At 72.6% G+C, this 15,623-nt stretch carries 14 protein-coding genes; 5 read left to right on the top strand and 9 right to left on the bottom strand.

All coding sequences use genetic code 11. The annotated features are described in order from the left end of the window. Positions 1 to 268: 268 nt before the first annotated feature. From ACQUQD_RS23085 to ACQUQD_RS23075, 3 genes are read right to left on the bottom strand one after another with little or no spacing between them, the layout of a single operon-like run. A complete protein-coding gene (locus tag ACQUQD_RS23085; protein WP_428954031.1) occupies positions 269 to 1,129 on the bottom strand; it encodes an acyl-CoA dehydrogenase family protein in 861 nt (286 codons plus the stop codon). Positions 1,130 to 1,131: 2 nt separating this feature from the next. Further along, entirely contained in the window at positions 1,132 to 2,313 is a 1,182-nt protein-coding gene (locus tag ACQUQD_RS23080; RefSeq protein ID WP_428954030.1) for an acyl-CoA dehydrogenase family protein, read from the bottom strand. Positions 2,314 to 2,323: 10 nt separating this feature from the next. After that, positions 2,324 to 3,526, bottom strand: coding sequence for an amidohydrolase family protein (locus tag ACQUQD_RS23075; protein ID WP_428954029.1), 1,203 nt, complete (start codon positions 3,524 to 3,526; stop codon positions 2,324 to 2,326). 147 nt (positions 3,527 to 3,673) lie between these two features. Between ACQUQD_RS23075 and ACQUQD_RS23070 the strand changes: the two genes are divergently transcribed. Continuing rightward, positions 3,674 to 5,221, top strand: coding sequence for a class I adenylate-forming enzyme family protein (locus tag ACQUQD_RS23070; protein WP_428954028.1), 1,548 nt, complete (start codon positions 3,674 to 3,676; stop codon positions 5,219 to 5,221). A gap of 21 nt (positions 5,222 to 5,242) precedes the next feature. On the opposite strand, the gene ACQUQD_RS23065 is transcribed toward ACQUQD_RS23070, so the two are convergent. Both ACQUQD_RS23065 and ACQUQD_RS23060 read right to left on the bottom strand, forming a co-directional pair. Further along, positions 5,243 to 5,740, bottom strand: coding sequence for an EF-hand domain-containing protein (locus ACQUQD_RS23065; RefSeq protein ID WP_428954027.1), 498 nt, complete (start codon positions 5,738 to 5,740; stop codon positions 5,243 to 5,245). Between the two features lie 174 nt (positions 5,741 to 5,914). Beyond that, positions 5,915 to 6,289 carry an STAS domain-containing protein gene (locus ACQUQD_RS23060; RefSeq protein WP_428954026.1) on the bottom strand — a complete coding sequence of 125 codons (375 nt, stop codon included), beginning with the start codon at positions 6,287 to 6,289 and terminating at the stop codon, positions 5,915 to 5,917. Between the two features lie 311 nt (positions 6,290 to 6,600). Here ACQUQD_RS23060 and ACQUQD_RS23055 point away from each other — a divergent pair, with 311 nt between their 5' ends. Together ACQUQD_RS23055 and ACQUQD_RS23050 are read left to right on the top strand one after the other, a co-directional pair. Next, positions 6,601 to 7,173, top strand: coding sequence for a sigma-70 family RNA polymerase sigma factor (locus tag ACQUQD_RS23055; RefSeq protein WP_428954025.1), 573 nt, complete (start codon positions 6,601 to 6,603; stop codon positions 7,171 to 7,173). Continuing rightward, positions 7,170 to 8,453 (top strand): MDMPI N domain containing protein, encoded by a 1,284-nt coding sequence (locus ACQUQD_RS23050; protein WP_428954024.1) that lies wholly within the window; start codon positions 7,170 to 7,172, stop codon positions 8,451 to 8,453. Before ACQUQD_RS23055 ends, ACQUQD_RS23050 begins: the two co-directional genes overlap by 4 nt. 255 nt (positions 8,454 to 8,708) lie before the next feature. On the opposite strand, the gene purU is transcribed toward ACQUQD_RS23050, so the two are convergent. Both purU and ACQUQD_RS23040 read right to left on the bottom strand, forming a co-directional pair. After that, complete coding sequence (gene purU / locus ACQUQD_RS23045) at positions 8,709 to 9,587, bottom strand: formyltetrahydrofolate deformylase (protein WP_428954023.1); 879 nt, start codon at positions 9,585 to 9,587, stop codon at positions 8,709 to 8,711. A gap of 56 nt (positions 9,588 to 9,643) precedes the next feature. Beyond that, on the bottom strand, positions 9,644 to 10,144 hold the full coding sequence (locus ACQUQD_RS23040; protein WP_428954022.1) for an SCO4402 family protein: 501 nt from the start codon (positions 10,142 to 10,144) through the stop codon (positions 9,644 to 9,646). A 117-nt stretch (positions 10,145 to 10,261) separates the two neighbouring features. Here ACQUQD_RS23040 and ACQUQD_RS23035 point away from each other — a divergent pair, with 117 nt between their 5' ends. After that, positions 10,262 to 11,530 (top strand): ABC transporter substrate-binding protein, encoded by a 1,269-nt coding sequence (locus tag ACQUQD_RS23035; RefSeq protein WP_428954021.1) that lies wholly within the window; start codon positions 10,262 to 10,264, stop codon positions 11,528 to 11,530. Between the two features lie 34 nt (positions 11,531 to 11,564). Here the strand turns inward: ACQUQD_RS23035 and ACQUQD_RS23030 are convergent, their stop codons facing one another. Next, positions 11,565 to 13,016 (bottom strand): hypothetical protein, encoded by a 1,452-nt coding sequence (locus tag ACQUQD_RS23030; protein WP_428954020.1) that lies wholly within the window; start codon positions 13,014 to 13,016, stop codon positions 11,565 to 11,567. Positions 13,017 to 13,182: 166 nt separating this feature from the next. Then, entirely contained in the window at positions 13,183 to 14,571 is a 1,389-nt protein-coding gene (locus ACQUQD_RS23025) for a transcriptional regulator (RefSeq protein WP_428954019.1), read from the bottom strand. Positions 14,572 to 14,874: 303 nt separating this feature from the next. Between ACQUQD_RS23025 and ACQUQD_RS23020 the strand changes: the two genes are divergently transcribed. Next, complete coding sequence (locus ACQUQD_RS23020) at positions 14,875 to 15,561, top strand: bifunctional DNA primase/polymerase (RefSeq protein ID WP_428954018.1); 687 nt, start codon at positions 14,875 to 14,877, stop codon at positions 15,559 to 15,561. Positions 15,562 to 15,623: the final 62 nt, after the last annotated feature.

Raw genomic sequence — 15,623 nt, 5'->3', positions numbered from 1 at the left:
GGCATACTGTGCGACGCGTCCTGCGGGGGGTCGAACAGGCGGGCGTGACGCCCCGCCCTGCGCTGCGAGCGGCGCACATCCCCGATCCCGGGGCCGCCTCGGAGGCAGCACCGGCACCATCGCCCGGGCTCAGCACCACTCGCATCTGCCACAAGGTACCGGAGCCGGACGCCGACTCCGCGCCGTGACGAGCCCCGCGAAGGACACAACCCGATATCGACGTACGGTCACTGTCCGTGCACCCTTCCTCATGGCCTGCGCCGCGCGCTCACAGAGCGGCGGCGAGCACCTCCTCGGCGGCCCGCGCCGAGCCGCCCAACTCGGCACTCACCCAGGCCCGCTTCAGATGCAGATGAACGTCCGCCTCCCAGGTGAAACCCATGCCACCGTGCACCTGGAGGCAGTCACGGGCCCCCTGCGCGGCGGCCTCGTCGGCGAGCAGTTCGGCGGCGGCGAGCTCGACCGGGTCCCCGGTGACGGCGGCGGCGTAGACGGCGGCGCGGGCCACCTCGACCCGTACGAGCATCTCGGCACACAGGTGCTTGACGGCCTGGAACGCTCCGACGGGCTGACCGAACTGCTCGCGTTCCCGGGCGTGTTGGACGGCCATCTCAAGGGTGCGGCCGGCCGACCCGAGCTGCTGTGCGGCGAACAGGAGGGTGGCCCCGGGCGGAGGCGGCGGCCCCTCGCCCGGCACCCGGTGCAGGGGCGTGAGCGGGTCGACCGACGTGAGGGGCTCGGCGCCCGTCACCTCCCCGCGCACCACGTCGGCCTCGTCCAGCCAGGGCACGAGCCCGCCGAACGGCTGCGTCACGACCACCTCGCCCGCCGCGGCGCCCGGCACCTGCCCGGCCGCGAGGAACGTGGCCACAAGAGGCCCCGGCACCAGCGCCCGCCCGCACTCCTCGAAGACCACCACGGCCTCCGGCAGGCCGAGCCCGACGCCGCCCGACGCCTCCGGCAGGCACAGCGAGAACAGGCCCGCCGCGCCGAGCTCCCGCCACAGCGCCCGGTCGACCACGGGCCGCCGCACCGCCTCGCGCAGCGCGTCCCGCCCGAACCGCCCGGCGAGCAGCTCCCGGATGCCGTCCCGCAACGCCCGCTGTTCCGCTGTCAGTTGGAAGTGCACGCTCAGCGCCCTCCTCTACCTTTCGTACCCTTCGAACCGTTCATGCTCTTCGCACCCTTCGGCAGTCCCAGAATGCGTTCGGCGACGATGTTGCGCTGGATCTGCGACGTACCGGCCGCGATCGTGTACGACAGCGACGACAGCCGGTCCAGGGTCCACTCCTGGCCGGTGTCCAGCGCCCCGGCACCGCCGAGGACCCGGGCCGCGACGTCGTACAGCCGCTGCCGCGCGTGCGAGTACCGCAGCTTGAACACGGACCCGCCCACCCCGGGCACCCCGCCGCTCGCCTGCGCCTCGCTGACGTTCCACTGCGTGAGCCGCCACAGCGCGCTGAACTCGGCGGAGAGCAGCGCGAGTTCGCGGCGCAGCACGGCGTCGTCCCAGCGGCCGCTCTTGCGCGCGTGGGCCGCCAGCTCGCCGAGGACGCGGCGGCAGGCGACGACCTCGCCGACGAAGGCGGTACCGCGCTCGAAGGACAGCGTCACCATCGTGACGCGCCAGCCGTCGTTCTCGTCCCCGACGCGATTGCCGACCGGCACCCGTACGTCGTCGAGGAACATCTCCGCGAACTCCGTCGACCCGGCGAGCGTGCGCAGCGGGCGCACCGTGATCCCCGGAGTGTCCATCGGCATGGCGAGCCAGGTGATGCCGCGGTGCTTGGGGGCGTCCGGGTCGGTCCTGACGAGGAGTTCGCACCAGTCGGCGACCTCGGCGTGCGAGGTCCAGATCTTCGAGCCGTTGATCACGTACGAGTCGCCGTCGCGCACCGCGCGGGTGCGCAGCGCCGCCAGGTCGGACCCGGCGTCCGGCTCGCTGAACCCCTGGCACCACACCTCGTCGCCGCGCAGGACCGGCGTCAGCCAGCGGTCCCGCTGCGCGGCGCTGCCCTCGGCGGCGATGGTGGGCCCCGCGTGCAGCAGGCCGACGAAGTTGGCGCCCACGTACGGCGCGCCGGCCCGCTCCGTCTCCTCCAGGAAGATGAGCCGGGTGGTCGGCGAGGCGTCCCAGTGGACGTCCCCGTACCCGGCGTCGTGGAGCCTGCGCTGCCAGCCCGTGTCGTAGGCCCGGCGCCCCGGCCAGTCGCCGGGCGACGGCTTCGCCGGAAGCGTGGGCAGCTCGGCCGCGAGCCACTCCCGCAGCCGGGCCCGGAACGCCTCTTCCTCGTCGGTGTACGTGAGGTCCATCCGCCCGCCCCTACTCGGCGCGCTCGTCTAGGTCGAGGCCGAGCATGCGGATGGCGTTGCCGCGCATCAGCTTGTGGATCGTCTCGTCGTCGAGGCCCTTCACGTGGTCGAGGGCGACCTCCTTGGTGTTCGGGAAGGTCGAGTCGACGTGCGGGTAGTCGGTCTCGAAGGTGGCGTTGTCGCGCCCGACCACGTCCAGTGAGGCGACGCCGTGCTTGTCGCGGAAGAAGCAGCAGAAGATCTGCCGGTAGTAGTACGTCGACGGGGGCTCGGGGACGATGTCCTTGACCCCGCCCCAGGCGCGGTGCTCCTCCCACACGTCGTCGGCGCGCTCCAGGGCGTACGGGATCCAGCCCATCTGCCCCTCGCTGTAGGCCAGTTTGAGCGTCGGGAACTTCACCAGGACGCCGCTGAACAGGAAGTCCATCATCGACGCCATCGCGTTGTTGAAGCTGAGCGAGGCCTGCACGGCGGGCGGTGCGTCGGGGGAGGCGGCCGGCATCTGGGAGGAGGACCCGATGTGCATGTTCACGACGGTGCCGGTCTCCTGGCAGACCGCGAAGAACGGGTCCCAGTACCCGGAGTGGATGGACGGCAGGCCGAGGTGGGTGGGGATCTCGGAGAACGTCACGGCGCGTACGCCGCGCGCCGCGTTGCGCCGGATCTCGGCGACGGCGAGGTCGATGTCCCACAGCGGGATGATGCACAGCGGGATGAGGCGGCCGCCGCTGTCGCCGCACCACTCGTCGACCATCCAGTCGTTGTAGGCGCGCACACAGGCGAGGGCGACCTCCTTGTCGTGCGCCTCGGCGAAGGTCTGGCCGCAAAAGCGCGGGAAGGTCGGGAAGCAGAGGCTGGCCTCGACGTGGTTGAGGTCCATGTCCGCCAGGCGGGCCTTGGGGTCCCAGCAGCCGCGCCGCATCTCCGCGCGGGTGATGCCCTCCAGGGTCATGTCGTCCCGGTCGAAGCCGACGGCGGCGATGTTGCGCTTGTACGGGAACTTGAGGTCCTCGTAGATCCACCAGTCGGTGGGCGGCCCGTCGGGGTCCATGGTGATCTGGTACTTGCCCGCCACGTAGGCGAGTTCGCCGATCCCGGCGGTGAGCGGCTTCGGCCCGCGGTCGCGGTACTTCGCCGGCAGCCAGGTCTCGAAGAGATGGGCCGGTTCGATCACATGGTCGTCGACGCTGACGATGCGCGGCAGTTCCGTCATGAGTGCTGAGCCCCTCCGCGATATCTGATGACCCGTCAGATGCAGGCTATCCCCGCACCCCTGGACCGACAAGAAGCACGGACTTACGCTCTCATCGGATTCTGACGATCCGTCAGTTCGGCTGGACACTCGATGGGGGTCACGGCAATGACGCAGAGCACCGCACACGCCCTGGGCGCGTCCCGCACGCTCTGGGAGCTGGTCGAGCGCCGCGCCGCGCTCACCCCCGGCCACCCGGTCCTCCTCCAGGGTGAACGGACGCTGACCTTCGGCCAGTTGCGCGACCGGGCCGAGCGGGTGGCGGCCGGCCTGTACGAGAAGGGGGTCCGCCCGGGGTCGGTGGTCGCCTGGCAGCTGCCCACCCGGATCGAGACGGCCCTGCTCACCTTCGCGCTGGCCCGCCTCGGCGCGGTCCAGACCCCGGTCATCCCGTTCTACCGGGACCGCGAGGTCGGCTTCGCGCTGCGGGAGTCCAAGGCCGACTTCTTCGCGACACCGGGCGTGTGGCGCGGCTTCGACCACACGGAGATGGCCCGCCGGCTCGGCGCCCGCGGCGTCTTCGAGGCGTACGAGGACGCGGACCTGCCGGACGGCGACCCGGCCGTGCTGCCCGCCCCGCCCTCCTCGGGCACGTCCGTGCGCTGGATCTACTGGACGTCGGGCACCACCTCCGACCCCAAGGGCGTGCTGCACACGGACCGTTCACTGATCGCGGGCGGCTCGTGCCTGGCCCACGCGCTGCACCTGTCGGAGTCGGACGTCGGCTCGATGGCGTTCCCGTACGCGCACATCGCCGGGCCCGACTACACGGTGATGCTGCTCCTTTACGGGTTCCCGGCGGTGATGTTCGAGCAGTTCGCGCTGCCGGACGCGCTGGACGAGTACCGGCGGCACGGGGTGACGGTGGCGGGCGGGTCGACGGCGTTCTACTCCATGTTCCTGGCGGAGCAGCGCAAGGACCCCGGGCACAAGGTGATCCCGACCCTGCGACTCCTCGCGGGCGGCGGGGCGCCGAAGCCGCCCGAGGTGTACCACTCCGTGGTGCGCGAGATGGACGTCCAGCTCACCCACGGCTACGGCATGACCGAGGTGCCGATGATCACGATGGGGGCGCCGGACGACACGGCGCAGAACCTGGCGACGACCGAGGGCCGGCCGCCCGAGGGCATGGAGATCCGGATCGTGGACGGGGACGGCAAGCGGGTTCCCGCCGGGGTCGACGGCGAGGTCCGGCTGCGCGGGGAGGCGGTCTGCCAGGGGTACCTGGACCCGCGCCAGAGCGCCGACGCCTTCGACGCGGACGGCTTCCTGATCACCGGCGACCTGGGCCACGTGCTGCCCACCGGCCACCTGGTCCTCACCGGCCGGGCCAAGGACATCATCATCCGCAAGGGCGAGAACATCTCGGCCAAGGAGATCGAGGACCTGCTGCACGAACACCCCGCGGTCCAGGACGCGGCGGTCATCGGCCTGCCGGACGCGGAGCGCGGGGAGCGGGTCTGCGCGGTCCTCGAACTCCGCCCGAGGGCCGGCCGGCCGGCCCTGGACGCGATCACGTCGTACCTGCGCGCACAGGGCCTGTCCACGTTCAAGCTCCCCGAGCAGCTGGAGGTCCTGGACGCCCTCCCCCGCAACGACACCCTCCGCAAGGTCCTCAAGTACAAGCTGCGGGAGCGGTATGCGGAGCGGCGGTGAGGGCCGCGGGCCCGGGCGGGCTCACTCCGGGACGGTGAAGTACCGCGCGAACCCCTGGACGACCTCTTCCTCCGAGATCCGCCCGTCCCCGTCGGTGTCGAGGGCCGCGACCGCCCCCGAGGCGATCCCGGCCTCGACGCCCAGCGCCTTCAACACCCGTTCCGCGGCGGCTGTTCTGAGCCCGTCCCCGTCCCCGTCGGCCACCGCGATCGCGGCGCGCAGGAAGGGCCGCGCGATCTCGGCGAACCGCTCCGGGCTGTCCCGCAGCCGCTTCACGGCCCCGGTCACGAACTCGCCCCGGGTGACCCGCTGGTCGCCGTCCACGTCCGCGATCCCGGCCATGCCCTGCCAGAACGCCTCCGCCCCGGCGAACAGGGCCTGCCCCTTGTCGCAGCGGGCCGTGGTGTCGAACTCGGCGAGCAGCGCCTTCGCCGCGGCGTAGAAGTCCTCGCGGTCGATGTAGCCGTTGCCGTCCTGGTCGAAGCCGGCGAACCGGGTCGCGATCCTCCGCTCGTCCATGCTCATGGGCCGCCTCTCGCATCGGTGAGTCCTACGCCTGGGAGCGTACGTCGGGCCGGGGCACCGGGTGCCAAAAGTGAAGGGGTTGTGTCAGGACCGCAGGAATTCCGGGACAGGGATGTGCCCCTGTCATGTCCCGGGGACCGGGTCCGTCCGTCCCGCGCCGGCCGCAGGTCAGGCCGACATCGGCGCCGCGTCGTCGTCGACCGCGGCCGCCACGTCCGGGTACACCTCGAAGAGGCGGCGCACGCCGAGGGCGCCGAGCACCCGGTTCACGTGCGAGCCGTCGACCGCGCCCTGCGCCGGCAGGATCAGCCGCAGCCGGCCCTGGCAGGAACGCATCAGCCGGCGGGACGCGATCAGCACGCCGACACCGCTGGAGTCGCAGAACAGCACGTCGGAGAGGTCGAGCACGAGACTGCGGCGGCCGTCGGCGACCGCCTCGTGGACCTGCTGGCGCAGCGCGGGGGACGTCACGAGGTCCATCTCGCCCGACACGCGTACGACGGCCCAGTCGCCCCGCCCCGACTCGGTCACTCTGAGCGTCACGCTCCCCGCCTCCTCTCCCTGGCCGATCCGGAATCCGGTCTTACGTTTGCACTGCGCGGCTGCCCGGCCGCGACGCGCTGAAACACCCCCGCAGGCCTATCACATATGGCCTGGTTAAAGCCGGGCCGGTCAGATCCGGACCGTTGCGGACAGGGAGTTCGGGCCCGATCACGCACCGGACAGCACCGTTCTTTATCACCAGCTGCCGTATCGGGGCGCACAATGCGTCAAAGGAGCGTCCGTTGTCGGCACCGCGGACTACATTCGAGTATCAGGCAAGAGCAGTACGGGCAGTTCGGTGAGGGGGCCTCATGCCCAAGGACACTCCGTCCCGCTGGGACCGGAGGATGCAGCAGCGCCTCGCGCACGGCGAGGCCGCCGCGCTCGGCGAGCTGTACGACCGCTTCGCGTCTTTGGTGCACGGGCTCGCCCACCGCGTCCTGGACGACGAGGACGCCGCCGACCAGATCACCCGCGAGGTCTTCACCCGCATCTGGGAGAGCCCCGAGGCGTACGACCCCAAGCAGGGACCGCTGCGCTCCTTCATCGCCACGCTCGCGCATCAGCAGGCCGTCCAGCGGCTGCGCCAGACCGAGTCCGCCGCCCTCGTGCGCACCGGCCTCGGCACCACCGAGGACCTGGAGCGCAAGGTGCGCCGCGCCTCCGCCGCGGCCCGCGCCGACTACATCGTGACGTCGATGCCCGCCCCGCTGCGCGCCGCCCTGGAGCTCGCGTACTTCCAGCGCCGCGACTACCGCCAGACCGCCGCCGACCTCGGCGTCACCGAGGACGAGGCACGCCGCCGCCTCCGCCTCGGCCTGCAACTGCTGTCCACGGCCCACGACAGCGGCACACCTCCCGGGCGGTACGGGAGGCCGGCATGAGCGGGACACACGGCCCGGACCGCTTCGATCCGTACGGGGACGGGCCGGAGGACGGACACGGCAGCGGCGGCGCGGCGGACGCCCTGCGGATACCGACACCGCGCGTCTCCGTCGAGGACACCGGGCACCCGCTGCCCGAGTTCACCCTGCCCGAGCCCCTCGTCCTGGAGCACCGCGTCCTCAAGTCGCTGCTCGGCGCCTGGGCCCTCGCGGCCTGCTCGCCCGAGGAGTCCGCGGCCGTCGAGGACCACCTGGGCGACTGCGGCACCTGCGCGGAGGAGGCGCTGCGGCTGCGCGACGCCGTCGGCCTGCTGCACGCCGAGGAGTCCCTCGACCTCGACCCGATGCTGCGCGCCCGCGTCCTGGAGGGCTGCCTCACCCGGCGCCCGGCCCGCATCCCGGTCCCCGCCTGGGCCACGCCGTACGACGCGGAGACCGCGCGCCTGGACGCGCTGCTCCAGGACATCGGCGACGGCGAGTGGCACGCACCGGTGCGGCTGCGCTGGTACGAGCAGGAGGAGCACGTCAGCCGCAGGACCACGGTCGCCGGGGTGATCGCCCATCTCACCAGCGTCGACGGCCTGATCGCCCGCGCCCTCGGCCTCGACGACCCGCTCGGCGCGCCCGCGCGCGACGGCATCGGGCCGGCCGCGCGCACGGAGGCGTACTGGAAGGCGTCCCACTTCCCGCCGACCGGCGCCGTGCGCGCGCCCTGGCGGGACCAGTCGCACGCCCTGATCCGCACCGTCTCCTTCGCCGGGACCGACACGGCGGACACCGACGGCTCGGGACAACTCCCCGTCTCGTACGGCGACTTCGAGCTCGCCCTGCGCGACGCCATGATCGACCGGGCCTTCGAGTGCTGGATCCACGCGGGTGACATCGCCGACGCGGTGGACTATCCCTACGAGCCGCCCGCCCCGCGCCATCTCAACCGCATGATCGACCTCGCCGCCCGGATGCTGCCCGTCTCCCTCGCGGCCCGCCGCCGCACCGGCCTGGCGGCCCCGGCGCTCGAACCGGTCGCGTCCGGTGCGCCCGGCCGCAGTCTGCGCCTGGAGGTCGAGGGGGCGGGCGGCGGCGAGTGGCTGATCGCCCTCGACTCCCCCGCGAGCGGCTCCGCCGAGCGGGAGGTGGCCCATGTCGCCCTGGACGGGGTCGAGTTCTGCCGTCTCGCCGCGGGGCATGTGTCGCCGGACGAGGCGGCCGCGGGGCAGGTCGGCGACCGTCAGGCGATCCGCGATGTGCTCTCGGCGACGGCGGCGCTGAGCCGGATGTAGCTGGAGAGGGACGTCCCCTCATCTGCCCGGCTGCGGCCCGCCGCCGAGTGCGCGTTTCGTCGTGGCGGGTCGCGCAGTTCCCCGCGCCCCTGGAGCATGCGGCTTCGCCGCGCCTCCATCGGGAGACTTCGTGCAGCATCTCCGGCCCGAGATGGCGCACGCAGTGCGCATCTCAGGGGCGCGGGGAACTGCGCGAGAAGCCCCACCGGCCCGCAGCCGACTCGAAGCCCCGGGCCCGCGGCCCGCGACGACCCCCTAGGCGAACACGACCGTCCGCCGCCCGTTCAGCAGAATCCGCCGCTCCGCATGCCACTTGACGGCCCGCGCCAGCGCCTGGCACTCGACGTCCCGGCCGATCGCGACCAGCTGGTCCGGAGTGACGTCGTGGCCGACGCGCTCGACCTCCTGCTCGATGATCGGCCCCTCGTCGAGGTCGGCGGTCACATAGTGCGCGGTCGCCCCGATCAGCTTCACACCCCGGGCATGCGCCTGGTGATACGGCTTCGCGCCCTTGAAGCTCGGCAGGAACGAGTGGTGGATGTTGATGATCCGCCCGCTCAGCTGCTTGCACAGGTCGTCCGACAGCACCTGCATGTACCGGGCGAGAACGACGAGCTCGACGCCCTCCGCGCGGACCAGTTCGAGGACCTGCGCCTCTGCGTCGGCCTTCGTCTCCTTGGTCACCGGGATGTGGTGGAAGGGGATGTCGTACGTGCCGACCAGCTCGGCGAACTCCGTGTGGTTGGAGACCACGGCGGCGATGTCGACGGGCAGCGCGCCGATCCGCGCCCGGAAGAGCAGGTCGTTCAGGCAGTGCCCGAACTTGCTGACCATCAGGATGATCTTCATCCGGTCCGAGGCCCGGTGGATCTGCCAGTCCATCCGGAACGAGTCCCCGATGGCGGCGAAGCTGGCGCGCAGCTTCTCCACGGTGACGGGGGTGTCCGCGCTGAAGTGGACGCGCATGAAGAACAGTCCCGTGTCGTGGTCACCGAACTGCTGGCTGTCCTCGATGTTGCAGCCGGTCATGAAGAGGTAGCTCGACACGGCGTGCACGATGCCCTGCTTGTCGGGGCAGGAGAGGGTGAGGACGTACTGCTCGGGGCCGGTGACAGGTGCGGACTGCGCGTTCATGGGCCAAGGGTCCCACAACCGCCCCGCACCACGAGGAGGCGTCCCGGGGAACGGACTCAGGCCGCCCGCGTCATGATCCGCAGCACTTCGAGGGTCCGGGGCGCGGTGTCGGGATCCTCGCCGTCACTCGTGGCGAGCCTCACATGCGCGTCCCGCGCCGCCCGCACGGCCTCCGGCCACCCCGGATCGTCCAGATAGGCGGAGACGGGCGCGTCCGGCCCGACCTGGTGCATGATCCGCAGCACCCGCAGCACGGCGGTGTCGACGAGGGACGCCTCCTGCGAGTCGCGGAAGATCGTTCCGACGTACTTCTCGGCGGACCAGTTGTCCAGCCAGGTGTCCTCGACGAGGCGGTAGACGGCGTCGGTCACGTCCCCGTACCCGTCCACACCGGCGAGCCAAACGTTTCGCTGGAACGACGGGTCGGAGAGCATGTGCAGCGCGGAGCGCACATTGCTGCGCCAGCGCCACCACGGCATGTCGTTGAGTGGCATGGCGTCCATCTTTGTGGAGCGACGGCCGCGGCGGGAAGAGTTCTCCGAGCTTTGCACGGTCATCGATCGTACGTCCCGCCCTCCGGCACCCCGACCGCCCCCCGTAATTCACCTCCGCGTCACCACACGTCGACCGCGGGTCACTCGGTGGTTCGGGATGCGGCGGAATCGTGCACGTCCATGACCGGCTGGCGCCACACCACCACCAAGACCACCGTCCGCATCGCTGCCGCCGTCACCGGCGCGGCCCTGGTGACCGGCTGCGGACTGGTCCCCGGGGCCACGGGGGACTCCGGGGACCGGACGGTCACCGTGATGACCTGGGCCCCGGAGAAGACGGACGCGACGAACATGCCGGGCATGCCCGCGATGGCCCGGGCGTACGCGCGCTGGGTGAACGCGCACGGCGGCATCGGCGGCCGCACGCTGCGGGTGCTCACCTGCAACGACCGCAACGACAGCGTGGGCGCCGCGAAGTGCGCCCACTCCGCCGTCGACCAGGGCGCCGTCGCCGTGGTCGGCTCCTACAGCCAGCACGGCCGGGTGTTCCTGTCGCCGCTGGAGGCCGCCGGCATCCCCTACATCGGGGGCTACGGCGTGACCGACGCCGAGTTCACCAGCCCGCTGTCCTACCCGGTCAACGGCGGCCAGGCCGCCCTGCTCGCGGGCAACGGCCAGCAGCTCGCCGCGAGCTGCGACCGCACCGTCCTGATCCGCCCCGACACCGTCGCGGGCGACGATCTCCCGGCCCTGCTCAACACCGGCCTCGCCCTGCGCGACCGCCCCGCCGCCGTCGACCTGCGCGCCGCGGAGGACTCCACCGACTACGACGGCCAGGCCCGGCAGGCGCTGACCACGGCGAGCGCGGACCCGCTCGGCGAGGGCTGCGTCGCGGCGGTGCTCGGGGACCGCACGGACACGTTCTTCGACTCGTTCCGGCGGCTGCGCACCGCATACCCGGCGGTGCGCACGGCGACCGTCCTCGGCAGCGTCGACCAGTCCGTCATCAACCGCACCGGCGGCGCGCACAGCCCGTACGAGGGGGCGTACGTCACCGGCTGGTACCCGACCGCCGACGACGCGCGCTGGAACCCCATGCGCAAGGCCATCAACGAGCAGGCCTTCGGCGACAACCGGATCGACCCGGCCGACGCGGGCGTGCAGACCACCTGGATCGCGTACACCGTGCTGAAGCAGGTCGTCGAGTCGCTCGGCGACGGCGACGTGACCGCCCGCACCGTCCGCATCGCCCTCGACAACGGCATGAAAGTCACGACGGGCGGCCTCACGCCCCCGCTGCGCTGGGGCTACGACCACATGTCCGCGGCCGGCGAGTTCCCCCGCCTGGTCAACGCCCGGGTCACCTACCAGAAGGTCCAGCAGGGCCGTCTCGTCGCGACCCGCAAGGCCCAGGTGGACGTGACGGACACGCTGGCGAAGGCGCCCTGACCGGGCGCCCCGCCCCGCATCCGCCGGACCGGCCCTAGAGCTGCACGGCCGTCCGCTGGGTCAGCCCGTACTTCGAGGCGATCGCGTTCCACAGCTTGGCGGCCTTCGTCTTCTGGGTGGAGGCCGTCACGCTGGACTGATCGCCCGCGTGGCGCTGCGGCGTCACCTTGGCCCGCCCCTTGTGGCACCCCTTCTTCCCGCCGACCTGGTCGCCCCACGCCGCGTAGTGGGTGTCCGCCGACGCGGACGCCTTCCACGCCTGGGTGAGGGCGTCCTTCAGCGCGGCGTTGTCGGGCAGCTTGTCCACGGCGATGCCGTTGAGGCGCGTCACGAGGCCGTTGCGCTGGGTCGCGGCGTCCCGCAGGGCCTTGGAGGACGCCGGGAGCTCCTTGCAGGCGCCGATGTTGGCGACGGCCCCGACCACGGCCTCACGGCTGTTGTTGGAGTCGGCGAGGAGCTTGTCGAGGGCGACGGCCTGCGCCTTGACCGGGTCGGCGGCCTGCGACGACTGGTCCGAGGGCGCGGGCGAGGAGTTCGAGACCGGCTTGGTCGTGTCGCCCTTGTCGTCGTCCCCGCCGCCGCTGAGCAGCGCGCCCGCGCCGATCCCCACGACGAGGATGCCGACACCGACGGCCGCGATCAGCGGCACCTTCGAACCGGTGCGGGACTTGCGGCGCGGCGGCTGCGGCTCGTACGCCTGCTGCTGGGGCGGGACCTGCGGGCCGCGCCCGCCCGGGGCGTGCGGGGCGTGCGGGGCCTGCTGGGCGTGCTGCTCAAAGCGCGGCATCTGCTGCGTCGACGCGGCCGGACCCTCGGGCTCCGTACGGAAGAGGGCGTCGAACTCGGCAGGCGGCTGCCGCTCGCCCGGCGCACCGGGGCGGATGTCATAGGGAGCGCCCTGCGGCTCCGCCGGTACCGGCGGGATGTACTGGGTCGCCTCGCTGTCCGGGCCCCCCGGCACCGCGTCGGGCAGCGCGCCCGGCATCGGCTGCTGCGGCGCACGGCCGAGGTACTGCGTGGCGTCGGCCGCCGGCGCCTCGGGCGGCAGCGGGGCCGCGTGCTGCTGAGGCGGGGCGACCGGGGCTATGTACTGCGTGGCGTCCCCGTCGAAGGAACCGGCGGCGTACGGGGCGTCGTAGGAGCCGCCGTGCGAGCCGTCGTAGCCGGTGGGCGCGGCGGGCGGCAGCGGCGCGGCGCCGTGCTGGGGCTGCGCCGGTATCTGGGGCGGCAGCGGAGCGGCGCCCGCCTGGGGCTGCGCGCTCTGCCCGCCCCACTCGTACGTCGGCATCGGCCCGGCGGCCTGCGCCTGCTGGGACTCGGGCCCCCACGGCTGGCCCCACGGGGCCGCGCCCGCGGGTCCTGCCTGGTCGCCGAACGTGCCCGGCAACAAGGGCTCACCGCCGTCGGCGGGCAGCACGACGCCTTCGTGCGCCTGCCGTGCCGCCGGAAGATGCGGATCTTCACCCTGTCCGCGCTGCTGGGTCACCGGGACTCCTACGTATGGGGGACCTTCGGAATCGTCGGCTCACGCTACCGGGTCCCCGTACGCCCGTGCTACGCACCTCAAATCCCGGAAGCCTCCCCCGCGACGGGAGTAACAAAACAAGCCGGTCGCACGCTGATAAGACGAACCGGCGGCGAACCGGCCCCGGCTACGCCGCCTGCAGCTCCACCCGCGCCCCGAACTCCCGCACCACGGACTCCTCCCGGAACGGTTCGAGCCGGTCCCTGAAGTCCTCCAGGTACTCCGCGCCCCGGTTCGAGCGCAGCGTGCCCAGCAGCTCCACGGCCCGAAGTCCCGTATGGCAGGCCTGTTCCACCTCGCGCTGCTGCACCTGCGCCGTGGCCAGCAGGACGAGCCCGATGGCGCGACGCCTGGCCCGCGACTCCGGGTGCCCGTCGAGCGACTCCTGCGCGCACCTCGCCGCGTCCCGCGACTGGCCCAGGTCCCGGTGGCAGTGCGCGAGTTCATCGGCCAGATAGGCGTGGTCGAAATGGCCGATCCACACCGGGTCGTCGCCGGAGTCGGCCCGCCCGTCGGCCCGCTCCATCGCGGCAACGGCCTTGCTGGACGCGGCCTGTGCGGCCACGGCGTCCCCGAGGAGCGCGTGGCCGCGCGCCTCGGCGGCGTGGAACATCGCCTCCGCGCGCGGCGTCACCCGACCGCGCGCCCCCTCCTGGGCGGCGCGCGCCAGTTGGGCGATCTCGCGCGGGGTGCCGAGCTGCGCCGCCAAGTGACTCATGGACGCGGCCAGTACGTACCCGCCGTAGCCGCGGTCCCCGGCCGCCTGGGCCAGCCTGAGCGCCTGGATGTAGTAGCGCTGGGCGAGACCCGGCTGCCCGGTGTCGACCGCCATGTACCCGGCGAGCTCCGTCAACCGCGCGACGGCGGCGAACAGTTCACGCCCCACGGACTCCCGGTACGACCCGGCGAGCAGCCCGCTGACCACGCTGTTCAGGTAGTGCACCACCACCGGGCGCACATGGCCGCTGCCGTACTGGTGGTCCAGGTCGGTCAGCGCCTGCGTCATCGCCCGCACGGCCGCCACGTCGGACATCCCGACGCGTGGTCCCGCGGCACGCGCGACCTGCGAGTCGGGCACCGAGATCAGCCAGTCCCGGCTCGGCTCGACCAGCGCCGACGACGCGACGGACGACCCGGACAGGAAGTCCCTGCGCCCGACGTCGCTCCGCCACAGCTCGCAGACCTGCTCGATGGCGCCGAGCACGGTCGGCGAGAACTGCAGCCCGACCCCGGAGGCCAGGTTCTTCCCGTTGGCCATGCCGATCTCGTCGATCGTCACGGTGCGGCCGAGTTTCCGGCCGAGGGCCTCGGCGATGATGCCGGGCGCCCGGCCGCGTGGCTGCTGCCCGCGCAGCCAGCGCGCCACCGACGTCTTGTCGTAGCGCAGATCGAGACCGTGTTCCGCTCCGCACATGTTGACCCGGCGTGCCAGGCCCGCGTTCGAGCAGCCCGCCTCCTGGATGAGCGCCTGTAGACGTTCGTTGGGCTGTCGCGCGACGAGTGGCCGTGCGGCCATGGCGTACCCCCTGCTGTGCCCGTCTCCCGGTGCCCGGCTGCCGATCACAGCCGGGTATTGGATCACTGCCCGGCGGAGAAACGGAAGATGCGCCACAAACGGGTATCAAACCGTGCACATGGCGTGGCGGCGCCTCTTCCCCGGTCTCCCCCTCGTTCCCTCACCGCACTACCCACGCCCCGCTGCCGCCTCGCCCGCGCGCCCCCGCCCGTGCATCCATGCGCCCCACATGCGGGAACGATGCTCCCGCGCCGCCCTTGCGTGCGCCCGTAACCCCAGATGGCGCAGGTAGTTGAGAACGTCGTGGAAGAGACCATCGCAGGCACCTCGGACGTCACCTCACCCGTCGCAGCTGCCGGACAGATCCCCCAGCAGCGCGGCGAATCCCTCCTCGAAACGGCCGTGCGCTACGCGGAAGAGCGGCACTGGGACGTGTTCCCCGGCACCTGGCTGGAGTTCGACGACGGCGTCCAGCGCTGCTCGTGCGGCGACGACCGGTGCACGGCGCCCGGCGCCCACCCCGCGCGCCCCGACTGGGCCACGCAGGCGACCGGCAGCGCGACCGTGGCCCGCCGCCTGTGGTCGAAGCAGCCCAAGGCGTCGATCCTGCTCCCCACGGGCCGTACGTTCGACGCGATCGACGTGCCGGAGACCGCCGGGTTCCTCGCGCTGGCCCGCATGGAACGCATGGAGCTCACCCTCGGCCCCGTCACCTGCACCCCGGACCGGCGCATGCAGTTCTTCGTGCTGCCCGGCGCCACCCTCAAGGTCCCCGACCTGGTCCGGAAGCTGGGCTGGCCGCCGGCCTCCCTCGATCTGGTGGCGCTCGGCGAGGGCGGGTACGTCGCCGCGCCCCCGACCCGCTTCGGCAGCCAGGGCGCGGCCCAGTGGGCGTGCCGCCCCACCGCCGCGAACCGCTGGCTGCCGGACGCCGAGGAGCTGATCTCCCCGCTGGCGTACGCGTGCGGCCGCGAAGGGCGCCGCAAGTAGCGCCTCGCCTCCCCGGCCCCGGCTCCCGGCCGACGTATCGTGCGCAGACGCACGACGACGCC

Origin of the sequence: Streptomyces sp. cg35, from assembly GCF_050410835.1 — a bacterium.
Classification (GTDB): domain Bacteria; phylum Actinomycetota; class Actinomycetes; order Streptomycetales; family Streptomycetaceae; genus Streptomyces.
The sequence above is the reverse complement of the archived record's forward strand: the minus strand, read 5'-3'. Positions and strand labels throughout refer to the sequence as shown.

Coding starts and splice junctions, on each gene's coding strand:
- ACQUQD_RS23080 (WP_428954030.1), bottom strand. CDS start 2,313: ATGGACCTCACGTACACCGACGAGGAAGAGGCGTTCCGGGCCCGGCTG.
- ACQUQD_RS23075 (WP_428954029.1), bottom strand. CDS start 3,526: ATGACGGAACTGCCGCGCATCGTCAGCGTCGACGACCATGTGATCGAA.
- ACQUQD_RS23070 (WP_428954028.1), top strand. CDS start 3,674: ATGACGCAGAGCACCGCACACGCCCTGGGCGCGTCCCGCACGCTCTGG.
- ACQUQD_RS23065 (WP_428954027.1), bottom strand. CDS start 5,740: ATGGACGAGCGGAGGATCGCGACCCGGTTCGCCGGCTTCGACCAGGAC.
- ACQUQD_RS23055 (WP_428954025.1), top strand. CDS start 6,601: ATGCCCAAGGACACTCCGTCCCGCTGGGACCGGAGGATGCAGCAGCGC.
- ACQUQD_RS23050 (WP_428954024.1), top strand. CDS start 7,170: ATGAGCGGGACACACGGCCCGGACCGCTTCGATCCGTACGGGGACGGG.
- purU (WP_428954023.1), bottom strand. CDS start 9,587: ATGAACGCGCAGTCCGCACCTGTCACCGGCCCCGAGCAGTACGTCCTC.
- ACQUQD_RS23040 (WP_428954022.1), bottom strand. CDS start 10,144: ATGACCGTGCAAAGCTCGGAGAACTCTTCCCGCCGCGGCCGTCGCTCC.
- ACQUQD_RS23035 (WP_428954021.1), top strand. CDS start 10,262: ATGACCGGCTGGCGCCACACCACCACCAAGACCACCGTCCGCATCGCT.
- ACQUQD_RS23025 (WP_428954019.1), bottom strand. CDS start 14,571: ATGGCCGCACGGCCACTCGTCGCGCGACAGCCCAACGAACGTCTACAG.